The following is a 12,525-nucleotide window of genomic DNA, read 5'->3' as shown; positions in this document are numbered from 1 at the left end:
CTCTTAAGTGCTACTTTACTTAGAGTAAAGTTCAACAATTAACTGTTCATTAATTTCAGCAGACAAGTCAGAACGATCAGGAACACGTTTAAAAACGCCTTCAAGTTTCTTGTTATCTACTTCAACCCAGACTGGTTTCTCACGTTGTTCAGCTAATTCTAAAGCAGCGATAATACGTGCTTGAGTTTTAGATTTCTCACGAATAGAAACTGCATCTTCAGCTTTAACATTGAAAGATGGAATATTAACAACTACGCCGTTAACTACGATAGCTTTATGGCTAACAAGTTGACGGGCTTCAGCACGAGTGCTTGCATAGCCCATACGGTATACTACATTATCAAGACGCTTCTCTAAAAGTTGTAACAAGTTTTCACCTGTATTACCTTTCAAACGAGCCGCTTCTTTATAGTAATTACGGAATTGCTTTTCTAGTACGCCATATATACGACGAACTTTTTGTTTTTCACGAAGTTGAATACCGTAATCAGACAAACGACCGCGACGTGCGCCGTGCTGACCTGGTATTGTTTCGATTTTACATTTAGTGTCAATTGCTCTAACACCGCTTTTAAGGAACAAATCTGTTCCTTCGCGACGACTAAGCTTTAACTTAGGACCTAAATATCTAGCCATTTTCTTTCTCCAACTATCCTAGAAAAGTGCGATTAAACGCGACGTTTCTTAGGAGGACGACAACCATTATGAGGAATAGGCGTAACGTCAGTAATGTTGGTGATTTTAAAACCAGCAGCATTTAAAGCACGGATAGCAGACTCACGTCCTGGTCCAGGGCCTTTAACGAACACTTCAATATTCTTCAAACCAAACTCTTTTGCAGCGGCGCCAGCGCGGTCTGCAGCTACCTGAGCAGCGAAGGGTGTTGATTTTCGTGAACCACGAAAACCTGAACCACCCGCAGTTGCCCAAGATAAAGCATTACCTTGACGATCTGTAAGAGTTACGATTGTGTTGTTGAAAGAGGCGTGGATATGAGCCATGCCATCAGCAACTTGTTTTTTAACGCGTTTACGCGTACGTACAGGTGTTTTAGCCATTGTCTAGTTCCTCTTACTTCTTAATTGGCTTACGAGGACCTTTACGGGTACGCGCATTTGTTTTAGTGCGTTGACCACGTAGAGGAAGACTGCGACGATGACGTATGCCACGGTAACAACCTAAATCCATAAGACGTTTAATATTCATTGAAACTTCACGGCGTAAATCACCTTCTACGGTGTATTTATCCACTTCAGCACGTAGCAAATCTATTTTTGCTTCGTCTAATTCACTGATCTTCGTTGATTCTGCGATACCTGCGGCTGCACAAATTGCTTTTGCGCGAGTCGCTCCGATACCGAAAATCGCAGTAATGGCGATTACTGCATGCTTACGATCAGGGATGTTAATGCCAGCGATACGGGCCACTAACACATCTCCTATTTAAGGTTAAAATTATCAGGTTGGAAAGCCCGTTAGGATACCCAACCCGTCTTCTTTTCTGCAAATCGAAGCGGCATTATACAGAAATCTCTGCACAATGCTACTTCTAAAAGATATTGCTGTCAGCTTAGATAAATCTAAACTTAACCTTGTCTTTGCTTGTGCTTAGGTTCAACACAAAGAATGCGTACTACGCCTTTGCGTTTAACCACTTTACAATTACGACAAATCTTTTTTACGGATGCACGTACTTTCATTTTATACTCCGTTTACCTATTAAATTAAGCCTAACGGCCTAACCTTTTAAGTTAGCTTTCTTAAGCACATTATCATATTGATGAGACATCATATGCGTTTGTACTTGTGCCATAAAGTCCATAATAACCACTACTATAATAAGTAATGATGTACCACCGAAGTAGAACTGAACGTCCCATGCGATGATCATGAACTGAGGTACCAAACAGATAAAGGTAATATACAACGCACCGGCTAGGGTTAAACGTGTCATCACTTTATCTATATATTTAGACGTTTGCTCGCCAGGACGTATCCCAGGAATAAACGCACCTGATTTTTTTAGGTTATCTGCTGTTTCACGCGGATTGAAAACAAGAGCCGTGTAAAAGAAACAGAAAAATATTATCGCTGCGGCAAGTAACATAACGTACAACGGCTGACCTGGAGAAATAGCAATAGATACTTCTTGTAAAAAGTCAGCAACTGCACCTTCACCTTGCCCGAACCAGCTCGCTAGAGTGCCAGGGAACAAGATAATACTTGATGCAAAGATTGGTGGTATAACACCAGCCATATTCACTTTCAGTGGTAAATGTGTGCTTTGGGCAGCAAAAACCTTACGGCCTTGCTGACGTTTAGCATAGTTAACAACAATACGTCGTTGACCACGTTCCACAAATACTACAAAAAATGTTACAGCGAATACTATGACACACATCAGCAATAATACTAATAAGTGCAATTCACCTTGACGCGCCATTTCAGCTGTTTGTGCAACAGCCGACGGCATGCCAGCAACAATACCTGCAAAAATCAAGATTGATATACCGTTACCAATACCACGTTCAGTAATTTGTTCGCCTAACCACATCAAAAACATGGTACCGGTTACTAAACTTACTACCGCAGCAAAGTAGAAACCAAAACCAGCGTCCATTACTAGACCCGGCATCATTCCTGGTAAACTTCTTGCAATTGCAATTGATTGTACTGTCGCTAAGACTAACGTGCCGTAGCGGGTGTATTGGCTGATCTTACGACGTCCAGCTTCACCTTCTTTTTTCAGCTCTGCCATTGCGGGATGAACCACAGTGAGCAATTGCATGATAATTGAAGCTGAGATGTACGGCATAATACCTAGCGCCAATACAGAGGCTCGCTCAAGTGCACCACCAGAGAACATGTTAAACATTTCTACAATGGTGCCCTTTTGTTGTTCAAACAACTGAGCTAATACAGCGGCGTCAATACCAGGGATTGGCACAAATGATCCTAAACGGAACACAATGAGGGCGCCGAGAACAAACCATAATCTTTGCTTAAGCTCAGACATTCCGCCTGCGCCTTTACCACTTTGTGAAGTAGCCATTCCTGGTGTAGCCATGCTGTACTATTCCTCGATTTTTCCGCCAGCAGCTTCAATAGCTGCACGTGCGCCTTTAGTAACACCTAAACCACGAACCGTAATTGGACGGTTAATTTCACCAGACAACATAATTTTTGCTGTCTTAATGTTACGTGTAATTAGGTTTGCATCTTTAAGAGCAAAGATATCGACAACATCACCTGTGATGTTATTTAGTTCATGTAGACGTACTTCAGCGCGAACTAAAGATTTACGTGACGTGAAACCAAACTTAGGTAAACGTTGTTTCAATGGCATTTGACCACCTTCGAAACCTGGACGTACACTACCGCCAGAACGAGACTTCTGACCTTTATGGCCACGTCCGCCTGTTTTACCTATGCCTGAACCAATACCACGCCCACAGCGCTTCTTAGCTTTCTTTGCACCTGGTGCAGGAGATAAAGTATTTAAATGCATAATTAGTCCTCCACCTTAACCATATAAGATACTGTGTTAATCATACCGCGTACAGATGGAGTATCTTCTAACTCTACTGTATGACGGATACGACGTAATCCAAGACCTCTTAATGTAGCTCTATGCTTCGGTAAACGACCGATAGAACTTTTCATTTGAGTTACTTTTACTGTTTTAGCCATGCTCAATTACCCCAGTATGTCTGCAACGGTTTTGCCACGCTTAGCTGCAACACCTGCCGGCGATTTCATATTCGCAAGAGCTGAAACAGTAGCACGAACTACGTTGATCGGGTTAGTAGAACCGTATGCTTTTGACAATACGTTCTGAACACCTGCTACTTCTAGTACTGCACGCATCGCGCCACCGGCGATGATACCTGTACCTTCAGAAGCTGGTTGCATGTAAACTTTAGAACCAGAGTGCTTGCCAATAATGACATGCTGAAGAGTTGTACCCTTCAGATCAACGGTTACTATGTTACGACGTGCTTTTTCCATTGCTTTCTGGATTGCAGCAGGCACTTCACGTGCTTTACCGTATCCGAAACCAACGCGACCAGCACCATCACCAACTACTGTAAGAGCAGTGAAACTGAATATGCGACCACCTTTAACCACTTTTGAAACGCGGTTAACGGCGATTAGCTTTTCAGCCATATCACTTTGTTGTGAGTTTTCTTGATTATGATTAGCCATTATCAACTCCTAGAACTGCAGGCCAGCTTCACGAGCTGCTTCTGCTAACGCTTTTACGCGACCGTGATAACGGAAACCAGAGCGATCAAAAGCAATGCTTGTGATCCCTTTAGCTACTGCACGTTCAGCAATTGCTGTACCGACTGCAGTTGCTGCGGCAACGTTACCTGTTTTATCTAACTGAGCACTGATTTCTTTGTCTAAAGTAGACGCAGATGCGATAACTTCAGAACCCGTTGGAGCGATCAATTGCGCGTAAATGTGGCGAGGAGTACGAAATACAACTAAACGATTCGCACCCAACTCGCTAATTTTTGCACGAGCGCGTTTAGCGCGGCGCAAACGAGATGTTTTCTTATCCATAGTATTATCCTACTTCTTTTTAGCTTCTTTACGGCGAACATGCTCGTCACTATAACGTATACCTTTACCTTTATAAGGCTCTGGCTTACGGTATGAACGAATGTCTGCAGCAACTTGACCAACCAACTGTTTATCAGCACCTTTCAGTATGATTTCAGTTTGACTAGGAGTTTCAACGGTAATCCCATCAGGGATAGCGTGGTTAACTGGATGTGATAAACCTAGAGATAAGCTTAATGACTTACCTGCAGCTTTTGCACGATAACCAACACCGTTTAATAACAATGTTTTTGCATAACCTGTACTAACACCTTCAACCATATTATTGATTAAAGCACGTGCAGTACCTGCTTGAGCCCATGCGCCTTTAACATCAGCAACGATATTAGTAATGATGCTATTTTCTTCTTGAGAAATAACAACGTCACTATGGATCGTGCGAGATAATTCGCCCATTGGACCTTTAACTTGAATGTCTTGACCTGATAACGTAACAGTAACGCCAGCAGGAACAACGACAGGTGCTTTTGCAACACGAGACATATATTTCTCCTTACGCTACGAAACCGATGATTTCACCGCCGATACCCGCAGAGCGAGCAGCGCGATCAGTCATCAGACCTTTAGAAGTAGATACAATCGCAATACCCATACCTGCTAGAACTTTAGGAAGTTCATCACAGCTTTTGTATATACGAAGACCAGGACGTGAAACACGTTTGATCGTTTCTATTACTTCTTTACCTTCAAAATATTTCAAAGTTACAGATAACTCAGGCTTAACTTCGCCTGACACTGAAAACTCTGATACATAACCTTCTTCTTTAAGCAAGTTGGCAATAGCAACTTTAACCTTAGAAGATGGCATTGTAACTGCAACTTTAGCTGCAGATTGACCGTTGCGGATGCGTGTAAACATGTCCGCGATAGGATCAGTCATCATAACAATTTACTCCCGTGAATTACCAACTAGCTTTCTTAAGACCTGGAACTTCACCACGCATCATTGCTTCACGCAATTTGATTCGGCTTAAACCGAATTTACGTAAGAAACCATGCGGACGACCAGTAATATTACAACGGTTACGTTGACGACTACTTGATGAATCACGAGGTAAACTTTGAAGTTTCAATACAGCATCCCAACGATCTTCTTCAGAAGAGTTATCGTTAGAGATAATTGCTTTCAATGCACTACGCTTTTCAGCATATTGTGCTACTAATTTGGTTCTTTTAGCTTCACGAGCTTTCATTGACGTTTTAGCCATAACTCTACACCTTGTTCTTAAACGGGAAGCTAAAGGCAGACAACAATGCGTGTCCTTCTTCATTGCTCTTCGCGCTAGTAGTGATAGTAATATCCATCCCACGAATTTTATCGATTTTATCGTAATCGATTTCAGGGAAGATTATTTGCTCACGTACGCCCATGCTGTAGTTACCACGGCCATCGAATGACTTAGGGTTTAAGCCACGGAAATCGCGGATACGAGGAATAGAGATCGAAATTAAACGCTCTAAAAATTCCCACATACGTTCGCCACGTAGAGTTACTTTTGTACCAATAGGGTAACCTTCACGGATCTTAAAGCCCGCAACAGATTTGCGTGCTACAGTCGTAACTGGTTTTTGACCTGAGATTGCAGTAAGATCATTTGTGGCATGGTCTAATACTTTTTTATCAGCAATAGCTTCACCAACACCCATGTTAAGGGTGATCTTTTCAATCCGAGGGACTTGCATGACACTCTTATATTCGAACTTCTTCTGAAGGTCGTCTACAACAGTATCTTTGTAAAAATCATGCAGTTTCGCCATCGTTTACTCCAATAATTAAACTAGTTCGTTGTTAGATTTGAAGAAACGAACTTTTTTGCCGTCTTCAACTCTAAATCCTACACGATCTGCTTTACCCGTTTTAGGGTTAACAATCGCTACGTTTGAAACTTGTAAAGAAGCTTCTTTTTCAATAATCCCACCAGGTTGCTGTAACTGAGGTACAGGCTTAGTGTGTTTCTTGATTAAGTTTATGCCTTCTACAAATACTTTACTGTCTTCAACAAGAACTTTAGTGACTTTACCAGTCTTACCCTTGTCTTTGCCAGCTAGTACAATAACTTCATCATCACGACGAATCTTAGATGCCATTATCGTGACTCCTTATAGTACTTCAGGTGCAAGTGAAACGATTTTCATGAACTTTTCATTACGAAGTTCACGCGTCACTGGACCGAAAATACGAGTACCAATTGGTTGTAAGTTAGCATTTAACATTACAGCCGCGTTTTCATCAAAACGGATGGTTGAACCATCTGAACGACGAACACCTTTCTTAGTGCGCACAACTACCGCAGTCAGAACATCACCTTTTTTAACTTTGCCACGAGGATTTGATTCCTTCACTGCAATTTTAATGATATCACCGATACGCGCGTAGCGACGGTGCGAACCACCAAGAACCTTTATACACTGTACACGTCGAGCGCCGCTGTTATCAGCTACGTTCAGTTGTGATTGCATTTGGATCATTGAGTTTTACTCCGCTATTTATCTAAATTAACTTAGATATAATTTAAGGCCAGAAATTTGACCCGTCACTGCCTTCTACTCCCCCATAAAAACGTCAAACGAATTCGGAGGGCGCGAGATTATAACACCGCAAAAGTTAAAGTGATACTTTATTTAGCTAAAAAATAAACAATTTCATAGCTTGGAAATAATTAACACCATCAATATTGTAAAATATTATCAACTCTGATTTTTATTATTACGAAAAAGGCTGTCTTTCAGGCATAAAAAAACCCTATCACAGTGTGATAGGGTTTTTATTAAACACGTTCGTTAAAACAAATTTACTAAAAGTAAATTATGCTTTAGTGATTACATCAACTAAAGTCCAGTTTTTAGACTTTGAAATTGGTGCAACTTCACGAATTGTTACTAAATCACCTTCGTTGCATTGGTTTGTCTCATCATGCGCTTTCAACTTAGTTGAACGCGTAAGGTACTTACCATACATTGGGTGCTTAACACGACGTTCTATTAATACAGTGATAGACTTATCCATTTTATCACTGACAACACGACCTTGTAGTGTGCGGATTTTAGCTTCGCTCATTACTTACCTGCCTTTTCAGTTATGATAGTCTTTACACGTGCAATATTGCGACGTACCGTTCTTAGCAAATGAGTTTGTGCTAATTGTCCTGTGCTTGCTTGCATGCGATAGTTAAACTGTTCGCGTAATAATGCAAGCATTTCAGTATTTAGCTCTTCAATGCTTTTATCTTTTAATTCACTAGCTTTCATTACATCACCGTTCTAGTTACGAAAGATGTTTTGAACGGAAGTTTAGCCGCGGCTAAAGCAAATGCTTCGCGTGCGATTTCTTCCGATACACCTTCCATTTCATAAAGAACACGGCCTGGTAGAATTTGGCATACCCAATATTCCACTGAACCTTTACCTTTACCCATACGAACCTCAAGAGGCTTTTTAGTAATTGGCTTATCAGGGAATACACGTATCCAGATTTTACCTTGTCGCTTAACGTGACGAGTCATTGCTCGACGTGCCGCTTCAATCTGACGCGCAGTCATACGACCACGTTCCATTGATTTTAAACCGAAAGTACCGAAGCTAACTGAACTACCGACGTGTGCAAGACCACGGTTGCGCATTTTAAATTGCTTACGGAATTTAGTACGTTTTGGTTGTAACATTACTTAGCTCCTACTTAGGCTTGCGGTTGTTTTTTCTTTTAGGTTTAGCCGCTGGTACTTCTGCCTGTAGAGGCATATTACCAATGATTTCACCTTTAAAGATCCACACTTTGATACCAATAACACCATAAGTTGTGTTACCGCGTGCAATAGCATAGTCGATGTCAGCACGTAAAGTGTGTAGTGGTACACGACCTTCACGATACCATTCAGCACGTGCAATATCTGCACCGCCTAAACGACCACTTACTTGTACTTTAATACCCTTTGCGCCTAGACGCATAGCATTTTGTACAGCACGTTTCATAGCGCGACGAAACATCACACGACGTTCTAATTGACTAGCAATGCTGTCGGCAACAAGCTGCGCATCCATTTCTGGCTTACGTACTTCAGCGATGTTGATTTGAGCAGGAACACCAGCAATTTTAGAAACAGCTAAACGTAGTTTTTCAACATCTTCGCCTTTCTTACCGATAACTACACCCGGACGAGCCGTGTGAATTGTTACGCGGATAGATTTAGCTGGACGTTCAATCACTACTTTAGATAATGATGCACGGACAAGCTTCTCTTTCAAATATTCGCGAACCAAATGGTCACCGCGTAAATTTTCAGCGAAGTCTTTATTACTTGCAAACCAAGTAGACGCGAAAGGTTTCGTGATACCTAAGCGAATACCGTTAGGATGAACTTTTTGACCCATACTAATATACTCCTAGTTATCAGATACAATCACAGTTATGTGGCTTGTACGTTTAATTATACGATCCGCACGGCCTTTTGCACGAGGTCGGATACGTTTCATTGTTGGACCATCATCAACCGTAATAGTTTTTACGATAAGTTCATCAATGTCTGCACCTTCGTTATGCTCAGCATTAGCAATTGCAGAGTTAAGTACTTTTTTAACTAATTCAGCAGCTGACTTGTTGCTGAAAGTTAGTATTTCAAGTGCTTTCTCTACATGTAAGCCGCGGATTTGATCCACAACTAAACGTGCTTTTTGAGCAGAACCGCGGGCAAATTTATGTATAGCGATAGCTTCCATTTAATTTCCCCTATTTCTTCGCTTTCTTATCAGCGATATGACCGCGATAAGTACGAGTTGGTGCAAATTCTCCTAATTTGTGACCGATCATTTCATCAGTTACAAATACAGGTACGTGTTGACGGCCATTATGGACAGCTATGGTCAATCCGATCATCGTAGGGATGATCATTGAACGACGAGACCAGGTTTTAATTGGCTTTTTATTCCCGCTTTCCAGAGCTTTCTCTACCTTCGTCAGCAAGTGTAGGTCTATAAATGGACCTTTCTTGAGAGAACGTGGCATGGTGAATCCTCTTTATTTACCCTTCATGTGAACTTAACCTTACCGAAGTAACCTAAGCTCCACATTCAGAGTATTAATTAAATGTACTATTTAGTACGACGACGCACGATAAATTTATCAGTACGTTTGTTTGAACGAGTCTTGTAACCCTTAGTTGGTACGCCCCAAGGGGATACCGGGTGACGACCGCCAGATGTTTTACCTTCACCACCACCGTGTGGGTGATCAACTGGGTTCATGGCAACACCACGAACAGTTGGGCGAATACCGCGCCATCTTGAAGCACCAGCTTTACCCAAAGAGCGAAGCATGTGTTCAGAATTGCCGATTTCACCTAAAGTAGCACGACAGTCAGACTCAATTTTACGCATTTCGCCAGAGCGAAGACGTAAAGTGACATATGCACCGTCTTTAGCAACTAACTGAGCGTAAGTACCAGCAGCACGTGCAATTTGTGCACCTTTACCTGGCTTAAGTTCGATTGCATGCACAACACTACCTAATGGTGTGTTGCGAAGTGGCATTGTATTACCTGGCTTGATTGGAGCATCGATACCTGACTGGATTGTATCTCCAGCGCTTAAGCCTTTAGGGGCTAAGATATAACGACGTTCACCATCTGCATATAATACAAGTGCAATGTTAGCAGAACGGTTTGGATCATATTCCAAACGCTCAACTTTTGCAGGGATACCATCTTTGTTACGTTTAAAGTCGATCATGCGGTAATGTTGCTTGTGACCACCACCAACGTGACGAACTGTAATACGACCGGTATTGTTACGGCCACCAGACTTAGACTTAGTGTCTAATAATGGTGCGTAAGGCTTACCTTTATGCAACTCCGTGTTTACCACTTTAACTACGTGGCGACGACCCGGAGAAGTAGGTTTACATTTAACTATAGCCATTTTCGTAAACTCCTATGATTCCGCGCCGACGAAGTCGATGTCGCTGCCTTCAGCAAGAGTAACGTAGGCTTTCTTCCAGTCGCTTCTGCGACCAAAACGAGCACCAGTACGTTTCACTTTACCTTTAACATTTAATGTGCGAACACCGTCTACTGAAACTTCAAAAAGTTTCTCAACAGCAGCTTTGATTTCAGCTTTAGTAGCACTAGTGACAACTTTGAAAACAACAGTGTTGTTTGCTTCAGCGGCCATTGTGCTTTTCTCAGAAATGTTCGGTGCTAAAAGCACTTTTAACAAACGTTCTTCGCTTATCATCCTAACATCTCCTCAAGTTGTTTAACTGCAGTAGCAGTCATCAAAACTTTCTCGAAACCAACCAAGCTAACTGGGTCAATACCGTCTACGTCACGAACGTCAACTTTATATAAGTTACGTGCTGACAAGAACAAGTTCTCATCAACTTCTGGAGTGATGATTAATACATCTTTTAACTCCAAGCCGTTAAGTTTAGCTACTAATTCTTTAGTTTTTGGTGTTTCAACAGTAAAATTTTCTACCACGACTAAGCGATCTTGACGAACTAACTCAGATAAGATGCTTTTAATCGCACCACGGTACATTTTACGGTTTACTTTTTGGCTGTGGTCTTGAGGTTTAGCAGCGAATGTTACGCCACCAGAACGCCAAATTGGACCACGGGTAGTACCAGCACGAGCACGGCCAGTACCTTTTTGACGCCAAGGTTTTGCGCCACCGCCGCTTACTTCTGAACGAGTCTTTTGAGCACGAGTACCTTGACGAGCGCCAGCTGCATATGCAACTACTACTTGATGTACTAATGCTTCGTTAAACTCAAGTCCAAAAGTTGCTTCAGAAACTTCAAGAGCACCTGAAGCGTCTTTTAATGATAATTCCATCACGAATCTCCCGGACTAGGCTTTAACAGCTGGTTTGATGATTACGTTACCGTTGATTGCACCCGGAACCGCACCTTTAATAAGGAGCAAGTTACGTTCTGCGTCAACGCGAACCAATTCAAGGTTTTGTGTAGTACAACGCACAGAACCCATGTGACCAGACATTTTCTTACCTTTGAAAACGCGACCTGGTGTTTGACACTGACCTAACGAACCGTTAGAACGATGTGATAAAGAAACACCATGAGTGGCATGTTGCATAGTAAAGTTCCAGCGCTTAATACCGCCTTGGAAACCTTTACCTTTTGACGTGCCAGTTACGTCTACTAATTTTATGTCATCGAAAATTGAAACAGTTAATTCACTGCCCAACTCTAAACCTTCGCCTTCATTTTCGTTTAAGCGGAATTCCCACAGGCCACGGCCTGCTTGAACGCCAGCTTTAGCGAAATGACCCGCTGCTGGTTTTGTAACACGGCTAGCCTTGCGGCTACCTGTTGTAACTTGAAGCGCTGAGTAACCGTCAGTTTCTAAAGTTTTCACTTGAGAAATACGGTTGGCTTCAACTTCTAGAACGGTTACAGGTGTTGATACGCCATCTTCAGTGAAGATACGAGTCATGCCTACTTTACGTCCAACTAGACCAATAGTCATTGTTAAAACCCCTTAACCCAAGCTGATTTGAACGTCAACGCCAGCTGCAAGATCTAAACGCATTAATGCGTCTACAGTCTTTTCAGTTGGCTCTACGATATCAATCATGCGTTTGTGAGTACGAATTTCGTACTGATCTCGCGCATCTTTGTTAACGTGTGGAGAAGTCAAGATAGTAAAACGCTCTTTACGTGTAGGAAGTGGAATTGGACCACGAACCTGTGCACCAGTGCGTTTTGCAGTATCTACGATTTCAGCTGTTGATTGATCAATCAAACGATGATCGAACGCTTTCAAACGAATGCGAATTCTTTGATTTGACATTAATCAAATCCCCATTTTTAAAGAACAACAAAATACATCCCATCACCTTTTATATGTAAAAGGGGGGTGTATCGCTAATAACATTCAACTC

At 41.9% G+C, this 12,525-nt stretch carries 26 protein-coding genes; all 26 read right to left on the bottom strand.

Going from position 1 to position 12,525, the window contains the following annotated elements:
- Positions 1–15: 15 nt before the first annotated feature.
- The 26 genes from rpsD to rpsJ all read right to left on the bottom strand — a co-directional run bounded on the left by rpsD (position 16) and on the right by rpsJ (position 12,434).
- Entirely contained in the window at positions 16–636 is a 621-nt protein-coding gene (gene rpsD, locus H4J52_RS01255; protein ID WP_182180540.1) for a 30S ribosomal protein S4, read from the bottom strand.
- 32 nt (positions 637–668) lie between these two features.
- Entirely contained in the window at positions 669–1,058 is a 390-nt protein-coding gene (gene rpsK / locus H4J52_RS01250; RefSeq protein ID WP_070375058.1) for a 30S ribosomal protein S11, read from the bottom strand.
- 13 nt (positions 1,059–1,071) lie between these two features.
- A complete protein-coding gene (rpsM, locus tag H4J52_RS01245; protein WP_070375059.1) occupies positions 1,072–1,428 on the bottom strand; it encodes a 30S ribosomal protein S13 in 357 nt (118 codons plus the stop codon).
- Between the two features lie 158 nt (positions 1,429–1,586).
- Positions 1,587–1,700, bottom strand: a complete 114-nt coding sequence (gene rpmJ / locus H4J52_RS01240) for a 50S ribosomal protein L36 (RefSeq protein ID WP_083277954.1) — start codon at positions 1,698–1,700, stop codon at positions 1,587–1,589.
- 38 nt (positions 1,701–1,738) lie between these two features.
- The gene (gene secY / locus H4J52_RS01235) at positions 1,739–3,067 is read right to left on the bottom strand and encodes a preprotein translocase subunit SecY (protein WP_182180542.1); all 1,329 of its coding nucleotides are present in this window, start codon (positions 3,065–3,067) and stop codon (positions 1,739–1,741) included.
- 6 nt (positions 3,068–3,073) lie between these two features.
- The gene (gene rplO, locus H4J52_RS01230; protein WP_182180544.1) at positions 3,074–3,508 is read right to left on the bottom strand and encodes a 50S ribosomal protein L15; all 435 of its coding nucleotides are present in this window, start codon (positions 3,506–3,508) and stop codon (positions 3,074–3,076) included.
- A 2-nt stretch (positions 3,509–3,510) separates the two neighbouring features.
- Positions 3,511–3,690 carry a 50S ribosomal protein L30 gene (gene rpmD / locus H4J52_RS01225; RefSeq protein ID WP_070375062.1) on the bottom strand — a complete coding sequence of 60 codons (180 nt, stop codon included), beginning with the start codon at positions 3,688–3,690 and terminating at the stop codon, positions 3,511–3,513.
- Positions 3,691–3,696: 6 nt separating this feature from the next.
- Positions 3,697–4,206, bottom strand: a complete 510-nt coding sequence (gene rpsE / locus H4J52_RS01220; protein WP_070375063.1) for a 30S ribosomal protein S5 — start codon at positions 4,204–4,206, stop codon at positions 3,697–3,699.
- A gap of 9 nt (positions 4,207–4,215) precedes the next feature.
- Positions 4,216–4,569 (bottom strand): 50S ribosomal protein L18, encoded by a 354-nt coding sequence (gene rplR / locus H4J52_RS01215; RefSeq protein ID WP_070375064.1) that lies wholly within the window; start codon positions 4,567–4,569, stop codon positions 4,216–4,218.
- Between the two features lie 9 nt (positions 4,570–4,578).
- Positions 4,579–5,112, bottom strand: a complete 534-nt coding sequence (rplF, locus tag H4J52_RS01210) for a 50S ribosomal protein L6 (protein WP_182180546.1) — start codon at positions 5,110–5,112, stop codon at positions 4,579–4,581.
- A gap of 10 nt (positions 5,113–5,122) precedes the next feature.
- Complete coding sequence (rpsH, locus tag H4J52_RS01205; protein WP_146799770.1) at positions 5,123–5,512, bottom strand: 30S ribosomal protein S8; 390 nt, start codon at positions 5,510–5,512, stop codon at positions 5,123–5,125.
- Between the two features lie 19 nt (positions 5,513–5,531).
- Positions 5,532–5,837: a 30S ribosomal protein S14 gene (gene rpsN / locus H4J52_RS01200; protein ID WP_070375066.1), complete on the bottom strand. Its 306-nt coding sequence runs from the start codon at positions 5,835–5,837 to the stop codon at positions 5,532–5,534.
- A gap of 4 nt (positions 5,838–5,841) precedes the next feature.
- Positions 5,842–6,387 (bottom strand): 50S ribosomal protein L5, encoded by a 546-nt coding sequence (gene rplE / locus H4J52_RS01195; protein WP_182180548.1) that lies wholly within the window; start codon positions 6,385–6,387, stop codon positions 5,842–5,844.
- Between the two features lie 15 nt (positions 6,388–6,402).
- The gene (gene rplX / locus H4J52_RS01190; RefSeq protein WP_182180550.1) at positions 6,403–6,717 is read right to left on the bottom strand and encodes a 50S ribosomal protein L24; all 315 of its coding nucleotides are present in this window, start codon (positions 6,715–6,717) and stop codon (positions 6,403–6,405) included.
- A 12-nt stretch (positions 6,718–6,729) separates the two neighbouring features.
- A complete protein-coding gene (gene rplN, locus H4J52_RS01185; protein WP_070375069.1) occupies positions 6,730–7,098 on the bottom strand; it encodes a 50S ribosomal protein L14 in 369 nt (122 codons plus the stop codon).
- A gap of 337 nt (positions 7,099–7,435) precedes the next feature.
- Positions 7,436–7,687: a 30S ribosomal protein S17 gene (gene rpsQ / locus H4J52_RS01180; protein WP_182224109.1), complete on the bottom strand. Its 252-nt coding sequence runs from the start codon at positions 7,685–7,687 to the stop codon at positions 7,436–7,438.
- Positions 7,687–7,878 (bottom strand): 50S ribosomal protein L29, encoded by a 192-nt coding sequence (gene rpmC, locus H4J52_RS01175; RefSeq protein WP_070375071.1) that lies wholly within the window; start codon positions 7,876–7,878, stop codon positions 7,687–7,689. Before rpmC ends, rpsQ begins: the two co-directional genes overlap by 1 nt.
- On the bottom strand, positions 7,878–8,291 hold the full coding sequence (gene rplP, locus H4J52_RS01170) for a 50S ribosomal protein L16 (RefSeq protein ID WP_070375072.1): 414 nt from the start codon (positions 8,289–8,291) through the stop codon (positions 7,878–7,880). The genes rpmC and rplP overlap by 1 nt, the downstream gene beginning before the upstream one ends.
- A 10-nt stretch (positions 8,292–8,301) precedes the next feature.
- Positions 8,302–8,997: a 30S ribosomal protein S3 gene (gene rpsC / locus H4J52_RS01165; protein ID WP_070375073.1), complete on the bottom strand. Its 696-nt coding sequence runs from the start codon at positions 8,995–8,997 to the stop codon at positions 8,302–8,304.
- A gap of 12 nt (positions 8,998–9,009) precedes the next feature.
- Positions 9,010–9,342, bottom strand: a complete 333-nt coding sequence (gene rplV, locus H4J52_RS01160) for a 50S ribosomal protein L22 (protein WP_182180554.1) — start codon at positions 9,340–9,342, stop codon at positions 9,010–9,012.
- A 10-nt stretch (positions 9,343–9,352) separates the two neighbouring features.
- On the bottom strand, positions 9,353–9,628 hold the full coding sequence (gene rpsS, locus H4J52_RS01155; protein ID WP_070375075.1) for a 30S ribosomal protein S19: 276 nt from the start codon (positions 9,626–9,628) through the stop codon (positions 9,353–9,355).
- An 86-nt stretch (positions 9,629–9,714) separates the two neighbouring features.
- Positions 9,715–10,539, bottom strand: a complete 825-nt coding sequence (gene rplB, locus H4J52_RS01150; protein ID WP_182180556.1) for a 50S ribosomal protein L2 — start codon at positions 10,537–10,539, stop codon at positions 9,715–9,717.
- Between the two features lie 12 nt (positions 10,540–10,551).
- The gene (gene rplW / locus H4J52_RS01145) at positions 10,552–10,854 is read right to left on the bottom strand and encodes a 50S ribosomal protein L23 (RefSeq protein ID WP_182180558.1); all 303 of its coding nucleotides are present in this window, start codon (positions 10,852–10,854) and stop codon (positions 10,552–10,554) included.
- The gene (gene rplD / locus H4J52_RS01140) at positions 10,851–11,456 is read right to left on the bottom strand and encodes a 50S ribosomal protein L4 (protein WP_182180559.1); all 606 of its coding nucleotides are present in this window, start codon (positions 11,454–11,456) and stop codon (positions 10,851–10,853) included. The genes rplW and rplD overlap by 4 nt, the downstream gene beginning before the upstream one ends.
- A gap of 15 nt (positions 11,457–11,471) precedes the next feature.
- Positions 11,472–12,110, bottom strand: a complete 639-nt coding sequence (gene rplC / locus H4J52_RS01135) for a 50S ribosomal protein L3 (protein WP_182180561.1) — start codon at positions 12,108–12,110, stop codon at positions 11,472–11,474.
- 12 nt (positions 12,111–12,122) lie between these two features.
- Positions 12,123–12,434, bottom strand: coding sequence for a 30S ribosomal protein S10 (rpsJ, locus tag H4J52_RS01130; protein ID WP_070375080.1), 312 nt, complete (start codon positions 12,432–12,434; stop codon positions 12,123–12,125).
- Positions 12,435–12,525 lie beyond the last annotated feature (91 nt).

The organism is Colwellia sp. MB02u-14 (assembly GCF_014076915.1).
Classification (GTDB): Bacteria; Pseudomonadota; Gammaproteobacteria; order Enterobacterales; family Alteromonadaceae; genus Colwellia_A.
The sequence above is the reverse complement of the archived record's forward strand: the minus strand, read 5'-3'. Positions and strand labels throughout refer to the sequence as shown.

Coding starts and splice junctions, on each gene's coding strand:
- rpsD (WP_182180540.1), bottom strand. CDS start 636: ATGGCTAGATATTTAGGTCCTAAGTTAAAGCTTAGTCGTCGCGAAGGA.
- rpsK (WP_070375058.1), bottom strand. CDS start 1,058: ATGGCTAAAACACCTGTACGTACGCGTAAACGCGTTAAAAAACAAGTT.
- rpmJ (WP_083277954.1), bottom strand. CDS start 1,700: ATGAAAGTACGTGCATCCGTAAAAAAGATTTGTCGTAATTGTAAAGTG.
- secY (WP_182180542.1), bottom strand. CDS start 3,067: ATGGCTACACCAGGAATGGCTACTTCACAAAGTGGTAAAGGCGCAGGC.
- rplO (WP_182180544.1), bottom strand. CDS start 3,508: ATGCATTTAAATACTTTATCTCCTGCACCAGGTGCAAAGAAAGCTAAG.
- rpmD (WP_070375062.1), bottom strand. CDS start 3,690: ATGGCTAAAACAGTAAAAGTAACTCAAATGAAAAGTTCTATCGGTCGT.
- rpsE (WP_070375063.1), bottom strand. CDS start 4,206: ATGGCTAATCATAATCAAGAAAACTCACAACAAAGTGATATGGCTGAA.
- rplR (WP_070375064.1), bottom strand. CDS start 4,569: ATGGATAAGAAAACATCTCGTTTGCGCCGCGCTAAACGCGCTCGTGCA.
- rplF (WP_182180546.1), bottom strand. CDS start 5,112: ATGTCTCGTGTTGCAAAAGCACCTGTCGTTGTTCCTGCTGGCGTTACT.
- rpsH (WP_146799770.1), bottom strand. CDS start 5,512: ATGATGACTGATCCTATCGCGGACATGTTTACACGCATCCGCAACGGT.
- rpsN (WP_070375066.1), bottom strand. CDS start 5,837: ATGGCTAAAACGTCAATGAAAGCTCGTGAAGCTAAAAGAACCAAATTA.
- rplE (WP_182180548.1), bottom strand. CDS start 6,387: ATGGCGAAACTGCATGATTTTTACAAAGATACTGTTGTAGACGACCTT.
- rplX (WP_182180550.1), bottom strand. CDS start 6,717: ATGGCATCTAAGATTCGTCGTGATGATGAAGTTATTGTACTAGCTGGC.
- rplN (WP_070375069.1), bottom strand. CDS start 7,098: ATGATCCAAATGCAATCACAACTGAACGTAGCTGATAACAGCGGCGCT.
- rpsQ (WP_182224109.1), bottom strand. CDS start 7,687: ATGAGCGAAGCTAAAATCCGCACACTACAAGGTCGTGTTGTCAGTGAT.
- rpmC (WP_070375071.1), bottom strand. CDS start 7,878: ATGAAAGCTAGTGAATTAAAAGATAAAAGCATTGAAGAGCTAAATACT.
- rplP (WP_070375072.1), bottom strand. CDS start 8,291: ATGTTACAACCAAAACGTACTAAATTCCGTAAGCAATTTAAAATGCGC.
- rpsC (WP_070375073.1), bottom strand. CDS start 8,997: ATGGGTCAAAAAGTTCATCCTAACGGTATTCGCTTAGGTATCACGAAA.
- rplV (WP_182180554.1), bottom strand. CDS start 9,342: ATGGAAGCTATCGCTATACATAAATTTGCCCGCGGTTCTGCTCAAAAA.
- rpsS (WP_070375075.1), bottom strand. CDS start 9,628: ATGCCACGTTCTCTCAAGAAAGGTCCATTTATAGACCTACACTTGCTG.
- rplB (WP_182180556.1), bottom strand. CDS start 10,539: ATGGCTATAGTTAAATGTAAACCTACTTCTCCGGGTCGTCGCCACGTA.
- rplW (WP_182180558.1), bottom strand. CDS start 10,854: ATGATAAGCGAAGAACGTTTGTTAAAAGTGCTTTTAGCACCGAACATT.
- rplD (WP_182180559.1), bottom strand. CDS start 11,456: ATGGAATTATCATTAAAAGACGCTTCAGGTGCTCTTGAAGTTTCTGAA.
- rplC (WP_182180561.1), bottom strand. CDS start 12,110: ATGACTATTGGTCTAGTTGGACGTAAAGTAGGCATGACTCGTATCTTC.
- rpsJ (WP_070375080.1), bottom strand. CDS start 12,434: ATGTCAAATCAAAGAATTCGCATTCGTTTGAAAGCGTTCGATCATCGT.